The 16,994-nt window shown below is 62.5% G+C and carries 17 protein-coding genes and 3 tRNA genes; 13 read left to right on the forward strand and 7 right to left on the reverse strand.

Features of this window, described 5'->3' with window-relative positions:
• Positions 1 to 66: 66 nt before the first annotated feature.
• Positions 67 to 143, forward strand: a tRNA-Arg gene (locus AAGS40_RS11210).
• A gap of 100 nt (positions 144 to 243) precedes the next feature.
• Positions 244 to 320: transfer RNA gene (locus tag AAGS40_RS11215), tRNA-Arg, on the forward strand.
• An 83-nt stretch (positions 321 to 403) separates the two neighbouring features.
• Here the strand turns inward: AAGS40_RS11215 and AAGS40_RS11220 are convergent.
• From AAGS40_RS11220 to AAGS40_RS11240, 5 genes are all read right to left on the reverse strand, one after another.
• The gene (locus tag AAGS40_RS11220; protein ID WP_345811326.1) at positions 404 to 892 is read right to left on the reverse strand and encodes a phage protein NinX family protein; all 489 of its coding nucleotides are present in this window, start codon (positions 890 to 892) and stop codon (positions 404 to 406) included.
• Between the two features lie 139 nt (positions 893 to 1,031).
• Complete coding sequence (locus tag AAGS40_RS11225; RefSeq protein ID WP_345811327.1) at positions 1,032 to 3,389, reverse strand: bifunctional (p)ppGpp synthetase/guanosine-3',5'-bis(diphosphate) 3'-pyrophosphohydrolase; 2,358 nt, start codon at positions 3,387 to 3,389, stop codon at positions 1,032 to 1,034.
• 239 nt (positions 3,390 to 3,628) lie between these two features.
• Entirely contained in the window at positions 3,629 to 3,832 is a 204-nt protein-coding gene (rpoZ, locus tag AAGS40_RS11230; RefSeq protein WP_006025620.1) for a DNA-directed RNA polymerase subunit omega, read from the reverse strand.
• A gap of 60 nt (positions 3,833 to 3,892) precedes the next feature.
• On the reverse strand, positions 3,893 to 4,573 hold the full coding sequence (gene gmk, locus AAGS40_RS11235) for a guanylate kinase (protein ID WP_345811413.1): 681 nt from the start codon (positions 4,571 to 4,573) through the stop codon (positions 3,893 to 3,895).
• An 18-nt stretch (positions 4,574 to 4,591) separates the two neighbouring features.
• Positions 4,592 to 5,515 (reverse strand): YicC/YloC family endoribonuclease, encoded by a 924-nt coding sequence (locus AAGS40_RS11240; RefSeq protein ID WP_345814377.1) that lies wholly within the window; start codon positions 5,513 to 5,515, stop codon positions 4,592 to 4,594.
• A 221-nt stretch (positions 5,516 to 5,736) separates the two neighbouring features.
• On the opposite strand from AAGS40_RS11240, the gene rph reads away from it, so the two are divergent.
• From rph to AAGS40_RS11260, 4 genes are all read left to right on the forward strand, one after another.
• Positions 5,737 to 6,477, forward strand: a complete 741-nt coding sequence (gene rph / locus AAGS40_RS11245) for a ribonuclease PH (RefSeq protein ID WP_345811414.1) — start codon at positions 5,737 to 5,739, stop codon at positions 6,475 to 6,477.
• Positions 6,478 to 6,520: 43 nt separating this feature from the next.
• On the forward strand, positions 6,521 to 7,132 hold the full coding sequence (rdgB, locus tag AAGS40_RS11250) for an RdgB/HAM1 family non-canonical purine NTP pyrophosphatase (RefSeq protein ID WP_345814378.1): 612 nt from the start codon (positions 6,521 to 6,523) through the stop codon (positions 7,130 to 7,132).
• On the forward strand, positions 7,129 to 8,358 hold the full coding sequence (gene hemW / locus AAGS40_RS11255) for a radical SAM family heme chaperone HemW (protein WP_345811415.1): 1,230 nt from the start codon (positions 7,129 to 7,131) through the stop codon (positions 8,356 to 8,358). Before rdgB ends, hemW begins: the two co-directional genes overlap by 4 nt.
• A gap of 55 nt (positions 8,359 to 8,413) precedes the next feature.
• A tRNA-Ser gene (locus AAGS40_RS11260) sits at positions 8,414 to 8,503 on the forward strand.
• Between the two features lie 208 nt (positions 8,504 to 8,711).
• Here AAGS40_RS11260 and AAGS40_RS11265 read toward each other — a convergent pair.
• Positions 8,712 to 8,942, reverse strand: a complete 231-nt coding sequence (locus tag AAGS40_RS11265) for a hypothetical protein (protein ID WP_345811416.1) — start codon at positions 8,940 to 8,942, stop codon at positions 8,712 to 8,714.
• 136 nt (positions 8,943 to 9,078) lie between these two features.
• The gene (locus AAGS40_RS11270; protein WP_345811417.1) at positions 9,079 to 10,299 is read right to left on the reverse strand and encodes a Bcr/CflA family multidrug efflux MFS transporter; all 1,221 of its coding nucleotides are present in this window, start codon (positions 10,297 to 10,299) and stop codon (positions 9,079 to 9,081) included.
• A 401-nt stretch (positions 10,300 to 10,700) separates the two neighbouring features.
• Here AAGS40_RS11270 and AAGS40_RS11275 point away from each other — a divergent pair, with 401 nt between their 5' ends.
• From AAGS40_RS11275 to nusB, 7 genes are all read left to right on the forward strand, one after another.
• Positions 10,701 to 11,303, forward strand: a complete 603-nt coding sequence (locus AAGS40_RS11275) for a hypothetical protein (protein ID WP_345811418.1) — start codon at positions 10,701 to 10,703, stop codon at positions 11,301 to 11,303.
• A gap of 126 nt (positions 11,304 to 11,429) precedes the next feature.
• Positions 11,430 to 12,713: a glutamate-1-semialdehyde 2,1-aminomutase gene (gene hemL, locus AAGS40_RS11280; RefSeq protein ID WP_345811419.1), complete on the forward strand. Its 1,284-nt coding sequence runs from the start codon at positions 11,430 to 11,432 to the stop codon at positions 12,711 to 12,713.
• 23 nt (positions 12,714 to 12,736) lie between these two features.
• A complete protein-coding gene (gene ribD, locus AAGS40_RS11285; protein WP_345811420.1) occupies positions 12,737 to 13,936 on the forward strand; it encodes a bifunctional diaminohydroxyphosphoribosylaminopyrimidine deaminase/5-amino-6-(5-phosphoribosylamino)uracil reductase RibD in 1,200 nt (399 codons plus the stop codon).
• A gap of 15 nt (positions 13,937 to 13,951) precedes the next feature.
• Positions 13,952 to 14,566, forward strand: a complete 615-nt coding sequence (locus AAGS40_RS11290; RefSeq protein ID WP_345811421.1) for a riboflavin synthase — start codon at positions 13,952 to 13,954, stop codon at positions 14,564 to 14,566.
• A 256-nt stretch (positions 14,567 to 14,822) separates the two neighbouring features.
• A complete protein-coding gene (gene ribBA / locus AAGS40_RS11295) occupies positions 14,823 to 15,959 on the forward strand; it encodes a bifunctional 3,4-dihydroxy-2-butanone-4-phosphate synthase/GTP cyclohydrolase II (RefSeq protein ID WP_345811422.1) in 1,137 nt (378 codons plus the stop codon).
• Positions 15,960 to 16,008: 49 nt separating this feature from the next.
• A complete protein-coding gene (ribH, locus tag AAGS40_RS11300) occupies positions 16,009 to 16,515 on the forward strand; it encodes a 6,7-dimethyl-8-ribityllumazine synthase (protein WP_345811423.1) in 507 nt (168 codons plus the stop codon).
• The gene (gene nusB, locus AAGS40_RS11305; RefSeq protein WP_345811424.1) at positions 16,512 to 16,946 is read left to right on the forward strand and encodes a transcription antitermination factor NusB; all 435 of its coding nucleotides are present in this window, start codon (positions 16,512 to 16,514) and stop codon (positions 16,944 to 16,946) included. The genes ribH and nusB overlap by 4 nt, the downstream gene beginning before the upstream one ends.
• Positions 16,947 to 16,994: the final 48 nt, after the last annotated feature.

Genomic DNA, 16,994 nt, shown 5'->3' on the forward strand with positions numbered 1-16,994 from the left:
AATGAGAGAAATCGCGCCTCGACGCTTCCTTTTTTAGAAACCTTTGCTATAATCTCGTTTCTGCGTGCGGCTGTAGCTCAGTTGGATAGAGTACTTGGCTACGAACCAAGGGGTCGTGGGTTCGAATCCTGCCAGCCGCACCACTAATTCGAGGGCCTTCCTCTGGGAAGGCCCTTACGTTTTACCTGAAGTTCTACGCAGATTCACCGCTGCTTGATTGCGGCGAGCGTCACCGTTTAGCGTGCGGCTGTAGCTCAGTTGGATAGAGTACTTGGCTACGAACCAAGGGGTCGTGGGTTCGAATCCTGCCAGCCGCACCACCTATCAAGGGCCTCCCAATCGGGAGGCCCTTTGTCTTTATGCGTCGACATTTATACGTCGACATCTATTTCGGCCGCCGTGCTCAACGCGGCTGCGCCTGAATATCGCCGATCTCGCCGTCCGGCGTCGGCACGTCTGCGTAGGAACTGAATACCGTTTCCTCTCCGATGCTTTGCGCGCGCGCGCCAATCAGCGACTGCGATTGCCGCAAGATATCTTCCACTGAATCGCCAAAGCGGCTCTCCACGAAAGCCCGCAGCAGCGCGACCCGCAGCGACTCGCCACGCCCTTCCACCGTGCCGTTGCCGCCTTCGAATTCCGCCACACAGTGCGCCGCGCCGCGATGAGCAGGCTCCCGCACCTCGAACCGCTGTGCGCGCTCCAGCACGACCGCTGCGGTTTCCCATGAGGACGACGGCGTAAAGCGGCCGTCCCACGGACGTCCGTGGTCATTGCCGCGAATCGCGACGGTCTCGCCGCTGTCGGTGAAGTAAATCTCGCGCACGAAGTCGTGCAGGCTGCGGGCGACCCAGTAATCGAGCGCCACGCCTTCGAGGTCGGCTACTTTCATGAGCATTCTCCGTGTTAAACGGGTCGGACTGCCTCGGCGCCCGACCATTCGTGGCAGAAGCAAGACGAGGCAATGCAGAAGACAGAGACGAACCGGATGGGAGACGCAAAAAGCAGGCCGCGCAGCGCGCCTGCCGCGCCTAGTAGTCTGCGCGCTCGCGGTCGATCCGCATTCCACCATCATGACGATGATGCCCGTCATCGCTCGGCCGCTCGCGCGCAATACGCATGACGTCCGGATTCGTGCGCACGCGGCGCATCACGTTCGCAAGGTGAACCCGATCGCTGACCTGAATCACGAAGCGCAATATCGTGGATTCCTGCGACAGGTCTTCGTCCATTGCAATATGAACGATGTTTGCGTCCGCCGACGTAATATCCGCTGCGACGCGTGCAAACACGCCCTTGGTGTTTTTCACGAGCACCTTCACGGCGACGTCGAACAGACGCCCCGGCTGCGGCGCCCAAGCCACGTCGATCCAACGGCCCGGATCGCGCCTGTGGATGCGCTGCGCAACCCGGCAATCCGTGGTGTGGATCGCCATGCCGAGACCGATGCCGATGTAGCCCATGATGTCGTCACCGGGAATCGGGCGGCAGCAGGCCGACAGCTGCACGGACATGCCCTCGGTGCCTGTGATCACCACCGGCGGCGCATGCGGCGCGTTGCTGTCGGAACGCGAGCCGTCGTCGTCGGCGTCGCGGCCGCTCATCAGCACTTCGATGCGCTTGGCCATGACCGCCGCCACGCGCCGGCCAAGGCCAATGTCCGCGAAAATCTCCTGACGGTTCTTGTTGCCCGTCCATTGCACCAGCTTTTCCCACGCTTCGGGCGTGACGTCCGACAGCGCCAGGCCATAACCCTTCAGCGCCTGATCCACCAGACGCTCGCCAAGCTGCACCGATTCATTCAGGCGCATTGTCTTCAGGTAATGGCGGATTGCCGAACGCGCCTTGCCCGTGCGCACGAACCCCAACCACGCCGGATTCGGCTTCGAGTACGGTGCCGTAATCACTTCAACGATATCGCCGCTCTTCAACTCGGTGCGCAACGGCAACAGCTCGTTATTGATCTTGACTGCGACGCACTGGTTGCCTAAGTCGCTGTGAATCGAATAGGCGAAGTCGAGCGCAGTCGCGCCGCGCGGCAGCGCCATGATTTTCGACTTCGGCGTGAACACGTAGACCGCATCCGGGAACAGGTCGATCTTGACGTGCTCGAGGAATTCGCTCGAATCGCCGGCTTCACTCTGAATGTCGAGCAGCGATTTGAGCCATTGGTGTGCGCGCTTTTGCACGTCGTTCAGATCCGCGCCGCCGTTCTTGTACAGCCAGTGCGCGGCGACACCCGCCTCCGCGATCTCGTGCATCTTGCGCGTGCGCACCTGGAATTCGATCGGCGCGCCGAACGGACCGACCAGTGTGGTGTGCAGCGACTGATAGCCGTTCACCTTCGGAATGGCGATGTAATCCTTGAACTTGCCGGGCACGGGCTTGTACAGCGCGTGCAGCGCGCCGATGCAGGTGTAGCACTCCAGCGCGCTCTCGACCACCACGCGAAACCCATACACGTCGAGCACCTGCGAAAACGACAGTTGCTTGTCGCGCATCTTCTTGTAGATGCTGAAGATGGTCTTTTCGCGGCCGGTGACCTCCGCATCGAGCTTCGCATCCGAAATAGCGCGCTGCACCGACTCCAGAATCTTGCCGACGACTTCGCGCCGGTTGCCGCGCGCGGCCTTGACGGCTTTTTCGAGCGTGGCGTACCGGTGCGGATTGAAGTTCGCGAAGCTCAGGTCCTGCAATTCGCGATACGTATTGTTCAGGCCAAGGCGGTGCGCAATCGGCGCGTAGATATCGAGCGTTTCGCGCGCAACACGGCGGCGCTTCTCCGGCGGCACTGCGCCCAGCGTGCGCATGTTGTGCAGCCGGTCCGCGAGCTTCACCAGAATCACGCGGACGTCGCGCGCCATCGCGAGCAGCATCTTGCGGAAATTTTCCGCCTGCGCCTCTTCGCGATTGCGGAACTCCATCTTGTCGAGTTTCGACAGCCCGTCGACCAGTTCCGCAACCTTCGCGCCGAACCGCTCGGCGAGTTCGGCCTTGGTCACACCCTGGTCTTCCATCACGTCATGCAGCAGCGCCGCCATGATCGCCTGCGCGTCCAGATTCCAGCCGGCGCAGATTTCGGCGACGGCGACTGGGTGCGTGATATAGGGCTCGCCGCTCTGCCGATACTGGCCGAGGTGGGCTTCGTCGCTGAAATGAAACGCCGCCTTGATGTCCTTGATCTCTTCCGGCTGCAGATAACCGGACAAAACGGACGTCAGCTTGGCGATGGAAACGACGTCATGCCGGCGCGGTTGCTCCGGCGTGGCGGTGGGCCCGAACAGATGGCGAAACGACTGTTCGAGGACCGCATCGATGTACTTGCGTGCCGACGAGGGCGAGTCAGCGTCGTGGTCCACTTCCGTCGCGGTGGGCGGGGTAGCACTCATGATCGCCTCCGTAGCGGTTGGGGTTGGACGCTGGTCTGCACGTTAATGCTATGACTTGTTGCGAATGCGTGAAGCAAATCTTTTCGCCAGATGCGGCTTGTGTCCGAGGGAACGTATGCCAGACAAGCACGGCGAATAAAGCTGCCAAAAATCTCGCGTGCGGTATGACAGGCAGATGAATGGCAATGCGATAAACAGCTACAACAAAAAACAGTAATCGAAATCAGAAACAGTGCGCGTTAAACCGGCACCTTCTTCAGCATTTCGACGCCTACCTGACCGGCTGCGATTTCACGCAGTGCGACGACCGTAGGCTTGTCGCGGCTTTCGATCTTCGGCGTGTGACCTTGAGCGAGCTGACGCGCACGATAGGTCGCGGCAAGCGCGAGTTCGAAACGGTTCGGGATCTGTTTGAGGCAGTCTTCGACGGTAATGCGGGCCATGTTGGGTTCCTTCTCAGTATGTTGCTTATTCTACCTTATGTGCTCGACACAGCACCGCGCTCACGCGTGCGGAAGATGAATGCCGAGCTGCACGAAAAGCTTCGTGTGGCGTGCGTATTGTGAAGCGAAGCGCGAACGCGTGGCGGCCACGAGACATTGCAATTCGCCAAGCGCGCGATCGAACTTCTCGTTGATCACCACGTACTCCGCTTCCGCCGCGTGCGCCATCTCGCTGCCGGCTGCGAGCAGACGCCGCGTAATCACGTTCGGCTCGTCCTGGCCGCGCTTTTTCAGGCGCTCTTCGAGCGCTTCGAGCGACGGCGGCAGAATGAAGATTTCGACCGCGTTGTGAAACTGCTTCTTGACCTGTTGCGCGCCTTGCCAGTCGATTTCGAGCAGCACGTCATGACCGCTTTTCATCTGCTCCTCGATCCACACGCGCGACGTGCCGTAGTAGTTGCCATGCACTTCCGCGCTTTCGAGAAACTCGCCCGCGTCGTGGCGCGCCATGAAATCGTCGACGGTGGTGAAGTGGTAGTGCTCGCCGTCCTGTTCCTTCGGACGCGGCGGGCGCGTCGTGTACGAGATCGACAGACGGATCGCGGCGTCGCCCGCGAGCAGTGCGTTCACGAGCGTCGACTTGCCCGCGCCCGAAGGCGCGACAACCATGAACAGGTTGCCCGGATAGGCTCCGGCGTACGGATTGCGCGGTGCGCCGGCTTCGCGTTTGTGGTCGGTCATGTTGGTGTTGCTCCCGCTTTATTCCAGATTTTGTACTTGCTCGCGCATCTGTTCGATGAGCAGCTTCAGCGTCATCGACGAATCCGCCAGTTCCTTCGCGGCCGCCTTCGAGCCGAGCGTGTTCGCTTCCCGATTCAGTTCCTGCATCATGAAGTCGAGACGCTTGCCGACCTTGCCGCCCTTCTGGATCACGTGACGCGTTTCGTTCAGGTGAGCCGTAAGGCGCGACAGTTCTTCGGCGATGTCGATACGGATGCCGTACATCGTCACTTCCTGGCGAATCCGTTCGTTGATTTCCTCGCGCGAGACGATCGTGGCCGCCGTATCGGGTGCCGCGATGCCAAGCGCTTCCTGCAGACGCTCGACGATCTTCTGCTGATGCTTGCTGATCAGCTCCGGCACGAGCGGTGTGATCCTGGTGACGATCGCTTCCATCTCGGTGACGTTCGCGATCAGCATGGCGGCCAGTTGCGCCCCTTCGCGGGCACGCACGTCGATCAGATCGGTAATGGCCTGCTTGCCGCACGCGAGCACCGCGTCGCGCAGCACTTCCGGCGCGACGCCGGTTTCGGCGAGCACGCCCGGCCAGCGCAGAATTTCACCGGTGCGCAGACGCCCCGCTTCCGGAAACGTGGACAACACCGTGCGTTCGAGCAGCGCGAGCTGCGTCAGCGCTTCCTTGCTGATCGATCCTGCGTTGGCCGACTGCTCGCTGCGCTGCAGGTTGATACGGATATCGACCTTGCCACGCGAGAGCTTGTTCATCAGCATCTCGCGCAACGTGGGTTCGCACACGCGCACATCTTCGGGCATGCGGAAGTTCAGATCGAGAAAGCGCGAGTTCACCGTGCGCAGTTCGACCGACACGCTCACGCCACCCGTGCCCGAGGCCGCGACGAGTTCGCGGGTCGCGCTCGCATAGCCAGTCATGCTGTAGATCATCGTCATTCTCGCGATTGTGGCCACGCGTCGAGCGCGGGCCTAAGAGGTGAATCGCCCGGCGTGTACGAGACGCGGGGCGGAGAAACGCCATTATCCCATTTTTGCCGCTGCGACCCTGCGAGCGAGCATGCGTCAAGGCGGCTGGCAGCCCCGCGCATGCCCGCTTCGATCGGCTGTAAAATCGCCGTTTCCCTCCTGCCTTTTTCCTGACCGATCCCAACATGACCCACGACACCCAACGCCCGAGCGGCCGCAAAGCGAACCAGCTGCGCGACGTGCGCATCACGCGCCATTACACGAAGCACGCGGAGGGCTCGGTGCTGGTCGAATTCGGCGATACCAAGGTGATCTGCACGGCGAGCATCGCCGAGAGCGTGCCGGGCTTTTTGCGCGACCGCGGCCAGGGTTGGCTGACGGCTGAATACGGCATGTTGCCGCGCGCCACGCATACCCGCAGCGACCGCGAAGCCGCGCGCGGCAAACAGACGGGCCGCACGCAGGAAATCCAGCGCCTGATCGGGCGCGCGTTGCGCTCGGTTTTCGATCTGGAGAAACTCGGCGCGCGCACCTTGCATATCGATTGCGACGTGATCCAGGCCGACGGCGGCACACGCACCGCGAGCATCACCGGCGCATTCGTGGCCGCGCACGACGCAGTGTCGAAACTGCTGGCCGCGGGCCGTATCGAAACGTCGCCGATTACGGATTACGTGGCGGCGATTTCTGTCGGCGTGTACGACGGCCTGCCGGTGCTCGACCTCGATTACGACGAAGACTCGCAGTGCGACACCGACATGAACGTGGTGATGACGGGCGCGGGCGGTTTTGTCGAAGTCCAGGGCACGGCTGAAGGCGTGCCGTTCTCGCGCGATGAAATGAACGCGCTGCTCGATCTCGCGAGCGACGGCATCCAGACACTGATCGCGAAGCAGAAAGCGGCGCTCGAACTCAAAGGTGAGTGACGTGAAGTCGGGCGAACTGAGTCAGGACAACGGCGCGCGCGCAATGGGCTCGCCGTTGAAGAAAGTCGTGCTGGCGTCGAATAACGCGGGCAAGCTGCGCGAGTTCGCGGCGCTGTTCGGCGCGGCCGGCATCGAACTGATTCCACAAGGGCAATTGAATGTGCCCGAGGCGGAAGAACCGTATCCGACCTTTGTCGAAAACGCGTTGACCAAGGCACGGCACGCGGCGAGGCTCACCGGCCTGCCCGCACTCGCCGACGATTCCGGCCTGTGTGTGCATGCGTTGCGTGGCGCGCCCGGCGTCCATTCGGCGCGCTACGCGCAACTGGCGGGCGGCGAGAAAAGCGACGCGTCGAATAACGCACGCCTCGTTTCCGAGTTGCAAAACGAAGCGGACCGTCGCGCGTATTACTTCTGCGTGCTGGCCCTGGTGCGTCACACCGACGACCCCGAGCCGCTGATCGCCGAGGGCCGCTGGCACGGCGAGATTCTCGATACGCCGCGTGGCGAACAGGGTTTTGGGTACGATCCATATTTCTATCTGCCGTCGCTGAACGCCACGGCCGCCGAACTCCAACCGTCCGTGAAAAACGCAAACAGCCATCGCGCGATCGCGTTGCGGCAACTGCTAGCGCGTTTGTCGGAGGAAGCGTGATTCCGATCAGACCAACGCCCGCTGATATCGGCAATGGCGTCATCAAGGCTTTCACGTCACCGGGCAGTATCCGGCTGACGTCGCTGCCGCCGTTGTCCCTTTATGTGCACTTTCCGTGGTGCGTGCGCAAGTGTCCGTACTGCGATTTCAACTCGCACGAGTGGAAAGGCGACGCATTCCCAGAGAACGATTATCTCGACGCGTTGCGCGCCGATCTTGAAATGGCGCTGCCGCTCGTGTGGGGACGCCAGGTGCATACCGTCTTCATTGGCGGCGGAACGCCCAGCCTGCTTTCGGCGGCGGGACTCGATCGCATGCTGTCGGACATCCGCGCGCTGCTGCCGCTCGACGCCGACGCCGAGATCACGCTTGAAGCCAATCCCGGCACGTTCGAAGCGGCGAAATTCGCGCAGTTCCGTGCGAGCGGCATTAACCGGTTGTCAGTGGGCATTCAGAGTTTTAACGAAGCGCATCTGAAAGCGCTCGGCCGGATTCACGATTCGACGCAGGCGCGCCGGGCGGTCGAGGTCGCCGCGAACACGTTCGAGAACTTCAATCTCGACCTGATGTTCGCGCTGCCGCAGCAAACGCTTGCCGAGTGTCAGGCCGACGTGGAGACGGCGCTTTCGTTCGCGCCGCCGCATCTTTCGCTCTATCACCTGACGCTCGAACCCAACACGCTGTTCGCCAAATTCCCCCCTGCCTTGCCCGACGACGACGCGTCCGCCGACATGCAGGACTGGATTCACGAACGCACGGCGGCAGCGGGATATGGGCACTATGAGGTGTCGGCGTATGCACGGCCGCATCGGCAGAGCCGGCACAATCTGAACTACTGGCGTTTTGGCGACTACCTGGGAATCGGTGCGGGCGCGCACACGAAGCTGTCCTTTCCGAATCGCGTGCTGCGTCAGGCGCGTTATAAGCATCCCACTACTTTCATCGAGCAGGCGCGAGCGGGCACGGCGGTGCAGGAAGAGCATGAGGTTGGGCCGCGCGATCTGCCTTTCGAATTCATGCTTAACGCGCTGCGACTGGTGGAAGGCTTTCCAGTGCACCGGTTCAGCGAGCGCACAGGACTTTCGATGACGTCGATCGAACCCGCGTTGCAGGAAGCCGAGCGACGCAAGCTCATCACCCGAGATCATGAAAAGATCGCGCCCACACCGCTCGGTCAGGCGTTCCTGAATGATCTGCAAGGACTGTTTCTGAAAGATCCGCAGTGATTGCGGAGTGATCTCGCGCCGCAGCGGGCGTTTTTCAGGTTACAATTTCGCGCTTGGAGGTGTGGCCGAGCGGTTTAAGGCACCGGTCTTGAAAACCGGCGAAGGAGTGATCCTTCCGTGAGTTCGAATCTCACCGCCTCCGCCAGACACTCAATGGAAACGGGCCTCTCGGCCCGTTTTTTGTTTTCTCCGTCAAGGAGGCCTTCTACCGTCGCGGCCTCCCGCCAATCGGCTGAATGCTGAACTCTGCTCAGCATATTTCCTGTAATGAAGCTCAGACAGGTTCGCTGCGTTCATCATCGGGATCTTTCAACAGATCCAGAAGCTTTCCCTAACCAGAGACCACTTCGCTCTCACACCCCCACTGCTTCCAGCCTCTCCCGCGCATCGGCGCAGCGGCGGTTCAGGTCGCGATGCATCAACTGGCTGTCGAGCAGCGCCGACGCATCCGGCAGACCATAATCGAAGCGCAAGACATACTCGATATCCGTGTAATCGTGATAAGCGCCGCTGTCAGCCAGCTTTTGCGCTTCAGCGAAAGCGGCCTGCTGCCGTTCGCCGTTCATCAAGTCTCTGATCGCCATGGTTGCCGCTCCGAGGAACAGTGACCCCATCATAGCAATGCAAATTACGCGGCACGGTCGCGTGCGCGCAACACCAGGTGTTTACCGCAGGCGCAGTGTGCGCAGCACCTGTGGCGACAGGCCCGCAGCGCGCGCTTCAGACCGCGGCGACGGGCACCTTGCTCCCATGCCATCTGATCACCAGCATCCGGCCCACATAACACAGCAAGCCTGCCGCGCCCACGACGATGCCCATTCCTTTGGGCGAGCCGTCCTGCCACAGTCCAACAGCCAGACTCGACAAGGCGCCGAGCGCCAGTTGCACTGCGCCGAACACCGCAGCCGCAGCGCCCGCATTGACCGGATAACGATGCATCAAGTCCGTCGTGCAGTTAGCGGATAGCAAACCCACCACACCCACCACAAAGAACAGGCCTAACACGATCGACCACAAACCGCCCCACCCCGTCAGCGACACGAGACATACAAATAACGACGCAATGCAACTGACGCTCGCGGCAAACGAAATGATCGGCAATGAGCCGAGCCGTCCGACAAGACGCGTGTTCATGAAGTTACCCAACATGATGCCGACGATATTCAGCGCGAACAAAAAACCATAGTGCTGCGCCGGCACATGAAAGTATTCGATATAGACGAACGGCGTTGCGGTGATGTACGCGAACATCGACGCGAACGCCATGCCGCCGCACAACATGTGCCCCCATGCCACCGGATCGCGCAGCAACTTCCCATACGCGCCGAACGACTGCAATAGCGCGGATTGCGCCCGCTTCTCGCGCGGCCACGTTTCCGGCACCTTCAGGAAAGCGGTGACCGCGCACACGCCGCCAAACAGCGTCAGCACGATAAACACCACGCGCCATCCGCCCAGCAGCAACAACTGGCCGCCGATCAACGGTGCGAGCAAAGGCCCGATCGACGTGACAATGGCGAGCATCGACAACACGCGCGCCGCGTCGGCCGGCCCATGCGCATCGCGCGCAATCGCACGCGCGAGCACCGACGCGGCGCCCGCGCCGAGCGCCTGCACGAAGCGGAACGTCACCAGCGTCCCGATCGAGAACGACAACGCGCACGCGACGCTAGCCAGCGCATACATGATGATGCCGCCAAGCAGAACCGGTCGGCGTCCATAGGTATCGGACAGCGGACCATACAGCAGCATGCCGATCGAGAAGCCGAACATGAAGCTCGTCAGCGTGGCCTGCGCGGCGCCAGTACTGATTGCGAAAGCCTGCGCAATGGTCGGCAAGCTGGGCAGATACATATCGATCGAAATCGGCCCGCATGCGGCGAGCGCACCGAGCAACAGGATCAGCCGGCCATCGGGCCGGCGGCTGGTGACGTGAGACATGGGAATCCAGATGGAGCACCGCGCCAGCAGAGGCAGCGGAAAAGTCGAAACGGGGAGCATGCGTGAACGCCCGATTGTACGCGATGGTCACTCCGGCAAAGCGCGGGCGGCCCGGGCGACGGGCGCGTGGCCGGCCGCCGCCCGGCGCAGGTAGCCGAGGGTCGCTGACGGAACTCATGTGTCCGCCGATTGCTGCATGCCGCGCGTTGCTGTCGTCACCACGCTATACGCGGGTCGTCCTGCGACCTTCCGCGCCACGCAGCCAGACCAGGGACACGACGGGCATCGGTCGGGTAAGCTGCCAGTTGAAGAACCGGACAGCCGCCATGCCAGCGCGCGGCATGTCGGTGACGGCGTGACTGCCCCGCGCTGCCACTAACCCTTTCACATTGTCGCCTGCGATGACCGCCTTCCTGCTGATCTGGAGCCCGAAGAAATGGCCTTGGCCAGAGTTGCCCGACGTGGCGAAACGCGTCGCCACCGGCGTGGCGGTCGCCGACGTCTGGGGCTGCGGATTCGCGCGCGGCATCGTGCCGGGCGACCGCGTGTTCTTGCATCGCGTCGCGCAAGAACCCAAGGGCATTTTTGGCTCGGGCTACGTGACGCGCGCACCCTACGAAGTGCCCGACCCGGCGACCAAACGCGGCTATCGGCTGTGCATCGACTTCGTGTATGACTGGCTGGTCGATGCGCATCAGCAGGTCGTCATTGCACGTGATGCGCTGCGCGTGCATCCGTTTTCCGTGCAGACCTGGGACGCGCAAAGCTCGGGCACCGTGATCAAACCCATCGCCGAAGGCGCACTGGAGAAACGCTGGCGTGAGCTGACCGGTGCTCGCAAACCGTCAACGCCTGCCGTTCCGGCCGGCCCGGCCCGCTCCAGCAAAGTGACCGCGCACGCCGCGGCGGCCGCGAAACGCGCTGTTCGCTCGCCGGCTTCCACGCAGCGTATGGAAAGCGCAGCGGGCGCAATCACCAGGCCGCGTCGCAAGCGCGCGGGCTGATCCGCCCAAAGCCCGTTCACGCCGACTCCGGTACAATTTCCCCACCCATCCCAGCGCCGCGTCGAACGCCCGACTTTGATCCGCCGGCACGCCGTGCCGCTGCGCAACCCTATTCCAGTCATCACCATGTCTAACAACCAGACCCTCTTCGACCGCGCGCAGCGCACCATTCCCGGCGGCGTGAACTCACCCGTGCGCGCTTTCCGCTCGGTCGGCGGCACGCCACGCTTCATCGAACGCGCACAGGGCCCGTATTTCTGGGACGCGGACGGCCAGCGCTACATCGACTACATCGGCTCGTGGGGCCCGATGATTCTCGGCCACGTTCATCCGGAAGTGCTCGAAGCCGTCCAGCGCGTGCTTGGCAACGGGTTTTCGTTCGGCGCACCGACTGAATCAGAAGTCGAAATTGCCGAGGAAATCTGCAAGCTGGTTCCTTCTATCGAACAGGTTCGCATGGTGTCGAGCGGCACCGAAGCAACCATGAGCGCGCTGCGCCTCGCTCGCGGCTTTACGAACCGCAGCCGGATCGTCAAATTCGAAGGCTGCTATCACGGTCACGCGGACAGCCTTCTGGTCAAGGCGGGCTCGGGTTTGCTGACGTTCGGCAATCCGACTTCGGCTGGCGTGCCGGTGGATATCGCGAAGCACACCACCGTGCTCGAATACAACAACGTCGCAGCACTCGAAGAAGCGTTCAAGGCTTTCGGCAACGAGATTGCCTCCGTGATCGTGGAACCCGTTGCGGGCAATATGAACCTCGTGCGCGCCACGCCTGAGTTTCTGCAAACATTGCGCCGCCTTTGCACGGAGTATGGCTCCGTGCTGATTTTCGACGAAGTCATGTGCGGCTTTCGCGTTGCACTAGGCGGCGCGCAGGAGGTCTACGGCATCACGCCGGACCTGACCTGCCTCGGCAAAGTGATCGGCGGCGGCATGCCGGCGGCGGCGTTCGGCGGCCGGCGCGACATCATGGCCCACCTTGCGCCGCTTGGCGGCGTCTACCAGGCAGGCACGCTGTCGGGTAATCCGATCGCCGTTGCCGCGGGCCTGAAGACACTGCAGCTGATCCAGGCGCCTGGCTTTTACGAGACGCTCGCCGCTCGCACTACCCGTCTTGCACAAGGCCTTGTCAACGTCGCGTGCGAAGCCAAAGTGCCGTTCTCGGCCGATTCGCTCGGCGGCATGTTCGGCCTCTACTTCACCGAGTCGATCCCGGCGAGCTTCGCCGAAGTCACGAAAAGCGACGTGCCGCGCTTTAACGCGTTCTTCCACCAGATGCTCGACGCCGGCGTGTACTTCGCGCCGTCCGCATACGAGGCGGGTTTCGTGTCGATCGTGCATGACGATGCGATCATCGACGAAACAATCGACGCGGCGCGCGGCGCTTTCGCGTCTCTCGCGGCCTGACCACGCTTCACACACGGACACCGATGTTCTCGCAAACCGACTTCGTCCATATGGAACGTGCACTCGCGCTGGCGAAGCGCGGGATGTATACGACCGACCCCAATCCGCGTGTGGGCTGCGTGCTCGTCCGGAACGGCGAAGTGATCGGCGAAGGCTTCACGCAGCCGGCCGGCCAGGATCACGCGGAAATTCGCGCATTGAAAGACGCGCGCTCGCGCGGCCACGACCTGCGCGGCGCCACGGCTTACGTGACGCTCGAACCGTGCAGCCACTTCGGTCGCACGCCGCCGTGCGCGAACGCGCTGATCGAAGCGCAGGTCGCGCGCGTGGTCGCGGCAATGGAAGACCCGAATCCGCAGGTATCGGGACGTGGTCTCGCCATGCTGCGCAATGCAGATATCGAGGTGCGCTGCGGCCTGCTCGCCAACGAGGCGCACGAACTGAACATCGGCTTCGTGTCGCGCATGGTGCGCGGCCGGCCGTGGGTGCGCATGAAGGTGGCGGCCACGCTCGACGGCCGCACGGGCTTGCCTTCCGGCATCAGCCAATGGATCACCGGCGAAGCAGCGCGCGCAGATGGACACGCATGGCGCGCTCGCGCGTCGGCAATTCTGACGGGCATCGGCACGGTCAGGGAAGACGATCCGCGCATGACCGTGCGTGCGGTCGACACGCCGCGCCAACCGAAACGCGTGCTGATCGACAGCCAGCTCGACGTGCCGCCGCAGGCGCAAATCCTGGCAGGTGCACCCACGCTCATTTTCTGCGGCAATCTGGATCAGCGTCATGCCGACCGCGCGAACGCGCTGCGTGAGCGCGGCGCCGAGATTGTCCAGTTGCCGAATGGCGCGGGCAAAGTCGACCTGCCTGGCGTGCTGAAAGCGCTCAGCGAACGCAATGTGAACGAACTGCACGTCGAGGCGGGCTACAAGCTGAATGGCTCGCTGCTGCGCGAAGGCTGTGTCGACGAACTGCTGGTTTATCTCGCGCCCAGCCTGCTCGGGGTCGATTCGATGAGCATGTTCAACATTCACGCGCCCGAGACGCTCGAAGGCCGCGTGAAACTCAGCTTTCATACGGTCGACCGGATTGGCGACGATCTGCGAATCCTGGCGCGCTTCGCGCCTCTCATGCCGACCGCGCCTGCCGCTTCAAGCGCCTCGTCCACGGATCGACCCGCGGACGCCGACATCGACCCGCACTCCCCACCCCTTCCGCATTGATCAAGGATTAGCACGATGTTCACAGGAATCGTCGCGGCAGTCGGCCGCATCGAATCAGTCAAACCTCTCGGGACCGACGGCGACGCGGGCGTGCGCCTGAACGTGGAAGCCGGCGGCCTCGATCTGGACGACGTGCAGCTCGGCGACAGCATTACAATTCAGGGCGCCTGCATGACCGTGGTCGCGAAAACCCCGCATTCGTTCGAAGTCGACGTGTCGCGCGAAAGCCTGAATTGCACGGCCGGCCTCGGCGAGACTGGCGAAGTCAATCTGGAGAAGGCGCTGCGTGCGCACGACCGGCTCGGCGGCCATATCGTCTCGGGCCACGTGGACGGCCTCGGCACGGTCACGCACTTCGCTCCGGTAGGCGAATCGCACGAACTGCGCGTGCTCGCACCGCGCGAGATTGGCCGCTACCTCGCGTACAAAGGGTCTATCACGGTCAACGGTGTGAGCCTGACCGTCAACTCGGTTAAAGATCGTGACGATGGTTGCGAATTCTCGATCAACCTGATTCCGCACACAGTCGAAGTGACGGCCCTGAAGCGCCTGCGAGAAGGTACGCAGGTGAATCTGGAAATCGATCTGATTGCCCGTTACGTCGAGCGCATGCTGAACGCGCCGAAATAACGGCGCTCAAACGGCGCTCCATGTGACAGTCGGCAGGCAATCGCGCGCGGCGGCCTGATGACTGCACCTGCCGCCCGAGCACTGGCCAGGGCGGCGCTTTGCCGCTTCTGGCTGGTTCATGCGTCCATCGTTTGAACGAGAATAGCAACGGCGGACGGCCTGACGCCAGTCGGCCAAATGGCCTATGCCATCCGGCAGAGGCGACTTGGGACCGCGCGTGGCGTAAAATACGCGCTTTCCCGAAAAACTCGCCAACATGACGCTCGCCTCCACTCAAGAGATCATTGCCGAACTGAAAGCAGGCCGGATGGTGATCCTCGTCGACGAAGAAGACCGCGAAAACGAGGGCGACCTCGTCATTGCCGCCGAATTCGTCACGCCGGAAGCGATCAACTTCATGGCTCGCTATGGTCGTGGCCTGATCTGTCTGACGCTTACGCAGGAACGGTGCAAGCTGCTGAACCTGCCGCTCATGACCTACCGCAACGGCACGCAGTACGGCACTGCGTTCACGGTCAGCATCGAAGCCGCCGAAGGCGTCACCACCGGCATCTCGGCAGCCGACCGCGCCCGCACGATCGCTGCGGCGGTCGCACCGGACGCGAAGGCCGACCACATCGTGCAGCCGGGCCACGTGTTCCCGATCATGGCGCAACCCGGCGGCGTGCTGGTCCGCGCGGGGCACACCGAGGCGGGCTGCGACTTCACTGCACTGGCGGGCCTCACGCCGGCCGCAGTGATCTGCGAGGTCATCAAGGACGACGGCACGATGGCGCGCCTGCCCGACCTGATGGAGTTCGCGAAGGAGCACGCGCTGAAAATCGGCACGATTGCAGACCTCATCCACTATCGCAGCCGCACCGAGTCGATCGTCGAACGTATTTGCGAACGCACCATGCAAACGGCGCACGGCCCGTTTCGCGCCGTCATGTATCTCGACCAGCCAAGCGGCCAGCCCCATATCGCGCTGGTGCGCGGCACGCCTTGCACGGATCAGGACACGCTTGTGCGCGTGCACGAACCGCTGTCGGTGCTGGATCTGCTCGAAGTCGGCGAGTCCACCCATTCGTGGACGCTCGATGCCGCGATGAAGGAAATCGCCGCGCGCAACTGCGGCGTGATTGTGCTGCTGAACTGCGGCGACTCGAAAGATCATCTGATCGACGTGTTCAAGGCATTCGACTCGAAGGAAAAGGCGCAGGCGCTCAAGCGCCGTCCGGTCGACTTCAAGACTTACGGCATCGGCGCGCAGATTTTGCGCGAGCTCGGCGTCGGCAAGATGCAGGTGTTGTCGAACCCGCGCAAGCTGGGCAGCATGTCAGGCTATGGCCTCGAAGTTACAGGCTTCGTGCCGATGCCCGGCAGCGCCGCGCAGGCAGCGCAACTCGGCTGAGCGACCATTCACGCGTTTCGCGCCCACTCAAAAACATTACGGAATTCACATGGAAATCGGACAATACCAACCGAACCTCGACGGCGACGGACTACGCATCGGCATCGTCCAGGCGCGCTTTAACGAACCCGTTTGCAACGGTCTTGCTGACTCGTGCATCGAAGAACTGGAGCGTCTGGGCGTCACCGGTGAAGACGTGCTGCTCGTCACCGTGCCGGGCGCGCTGGAAATCCCGCTGGCTTTGCAAAAGCTCGCTGAAAGCGCGCAGTTCGACGCACTGATCGCACTCGGCGCGGTGATTCGCGGCGAGACGTATCACTTCGAACTGGTGTCGAACGAAAGCGGCGCGGGCATCACACGTATCGGCCTCGACTTCGGCATTCCGGTGGCGAATGCCGTGCTGACCACCGAAAACGACGAGCAGGCCGTGGCGCGCATGGCCGAGAAGGGTCGCGATGCGGCACGCGTGGCTGTCGAAATGGCCAATCTCGCAGTCGCGCTCGAACAGCTCGGCGGCGACGATGAGGAAGAAGACGAAGAAGAGGAAGAAGCATGAAGAGCGCACGTCGACGCTCCCGCGAACTGGCCACGCAGGGGCTTTATCAGTGGCTGCTGTCGGGCTCGTCCGGCGGTGAAATCGACGCGCAACTGCGCGGCGCTCAAGGTTTCGACAAGGCTGACCTCGATCACCTGAACGCCGTTCTGCATGGCGTGATCCGTGATTCAGAAGCGCTGTCCGCTGCGATCGCGCCGTGCCTCGATCGTCCGATCGACCAGCTTTCGCCGGTCGAACGCGCGGTGTTGCTCGTCGCGGCGTTCGAACTGAAGAACCAGCTGGACATTCCGTATCGCGTGATCATCAATGAAGCAGTCGAGCTTGCCAAGACGTTTGGCGGCGCGGACGGCTACAAATACGTGAATGGCGTACTGGACAAGCTGTCGGCGCAATTGCGCCCCGATGAAACGCAGGCTGCGCGCAAGCATTGAGGATGCGTGACGCAAGCCGGCACCGCCGCTTCTGAACTGGATCTGATT

Source organism: Paraburkholderia sp. PREW-6R (assembly GCF_039621805.1).
In the GTDB taxonomy this organism is placed as follows: domain Bacteria; phylum Pseudomonadota; class Gammaproteobacteria; order Burkholderiales; family Burkholderiaceae; genus Paraburkholderia.

Bases quoted from the DNA above. Each gene is read 5' to 3' on its own strand.
- AAGS40_RS11220 (WP_345811326.1), bottom strand. From the start codon at position 892: ATGAAAGTAGCCGACCTCGAAGGCGTGGCGCTCGATTACTGGGTCGCC.
- AAGS40_RS11225 (WP_345811327.1), bottom strand. From the start codon at position 3,389: ATGAGTGCTACCCCGCCCACCGCGACGGAAGTGGACCACGACGCTGAC.
- rpoZ (WP_006025620.1), bottom strand. From the start codon at position 3,832: ATGGCCCGCATTACCGTCGAAGACTGCCTCAAACAGATCCCGAACCGT.
- gmk (WP_345811413.1), bottom strand. From the start codon at position 4,573: ATGACCGACCACAAACGCGAAGCCGGCGCACCGCGCAATCCGTACGCC.
- AAGS40_RS11240 (WP_345814377.1), bottom strand. From the start codon at position 5,515: ATGATCTACAGCATGACTGGCTATGCGAGCGCGACCCGCGAACTCGTC.
- rph (WP_345811414.1), top strand. From the start codon at position 5,737: ATGACCCACGACACCCAACGCCCGAGCGGCCGCAAAGCGAACCAGCTG.
- rdgB (WP_345814378.1), top strand. From the start codon at position 6,521: ATGGGCTCGCCGTTGAAGAAAGTCGTGCTGGCGTCGAATAACGCGGGC.
- AAGS40_RS11265 (WP_345811416.1), bottom strand. From the start codon at position 8,942: ATGGCGATCAGAGACTTGATGAACGGCGAACGGCAGCAGGCCGCTTTC.
- AAGS40_RS11270 (WP_345811417.1), bottom strand. From the start codon at position 10,299: ATGTCTCACGTCACCAGCCGCCGGCCCGATGGCCGGCTGATCCTGTTG.
- AAGS40_RS11275 (WP_345811418.1), top strand. From the start codon at position 10,701: ATGACCGCCTTCCTGCTGATCTGGAGCCCGAAGAAATGGCCTTGGCCA.
- hemL (WP_345811419.1), top strand. From the start codon at position 11,430: ATGTCTAACAACCAGACCCTCTTCGACCGCGCGCAGCGCACCATTCCC.
- ribD (WP_345811420.1), top strand. From the start codon at position 12,737: ATGTTCTCGCAAACCGACTTCGTCCATATGGAACGTGCACTCGCGCTG.
- AAGS40_RS11290 (WP_345811421.1), top strand. From the start codon at position 13,952: ATGTTCACAGGAATCGTCGCGGCAGTCGGCCGCATCGAATCAGTCAAA.
- ribBA (WP_345811422.1), top strand. From the start codon at position 14,823: ATGACGCTCGCCTCCACTCAAGAGATCATTGCCGAACTGAAAGCAGGC.
- ribH (WP_345811423.1), top strand. From the start codon at position 16,009: ATGGAAATCGGACAATACCAACCGAACCTCGACGGCGACGGACTACGC.
- nusB (WP_345811424.1), top strand. From the start codon at position 16,512: ATGAAGAGCGCACGTCGACGCTCCCGCGAACTGGCCACGCAGGGGCTT.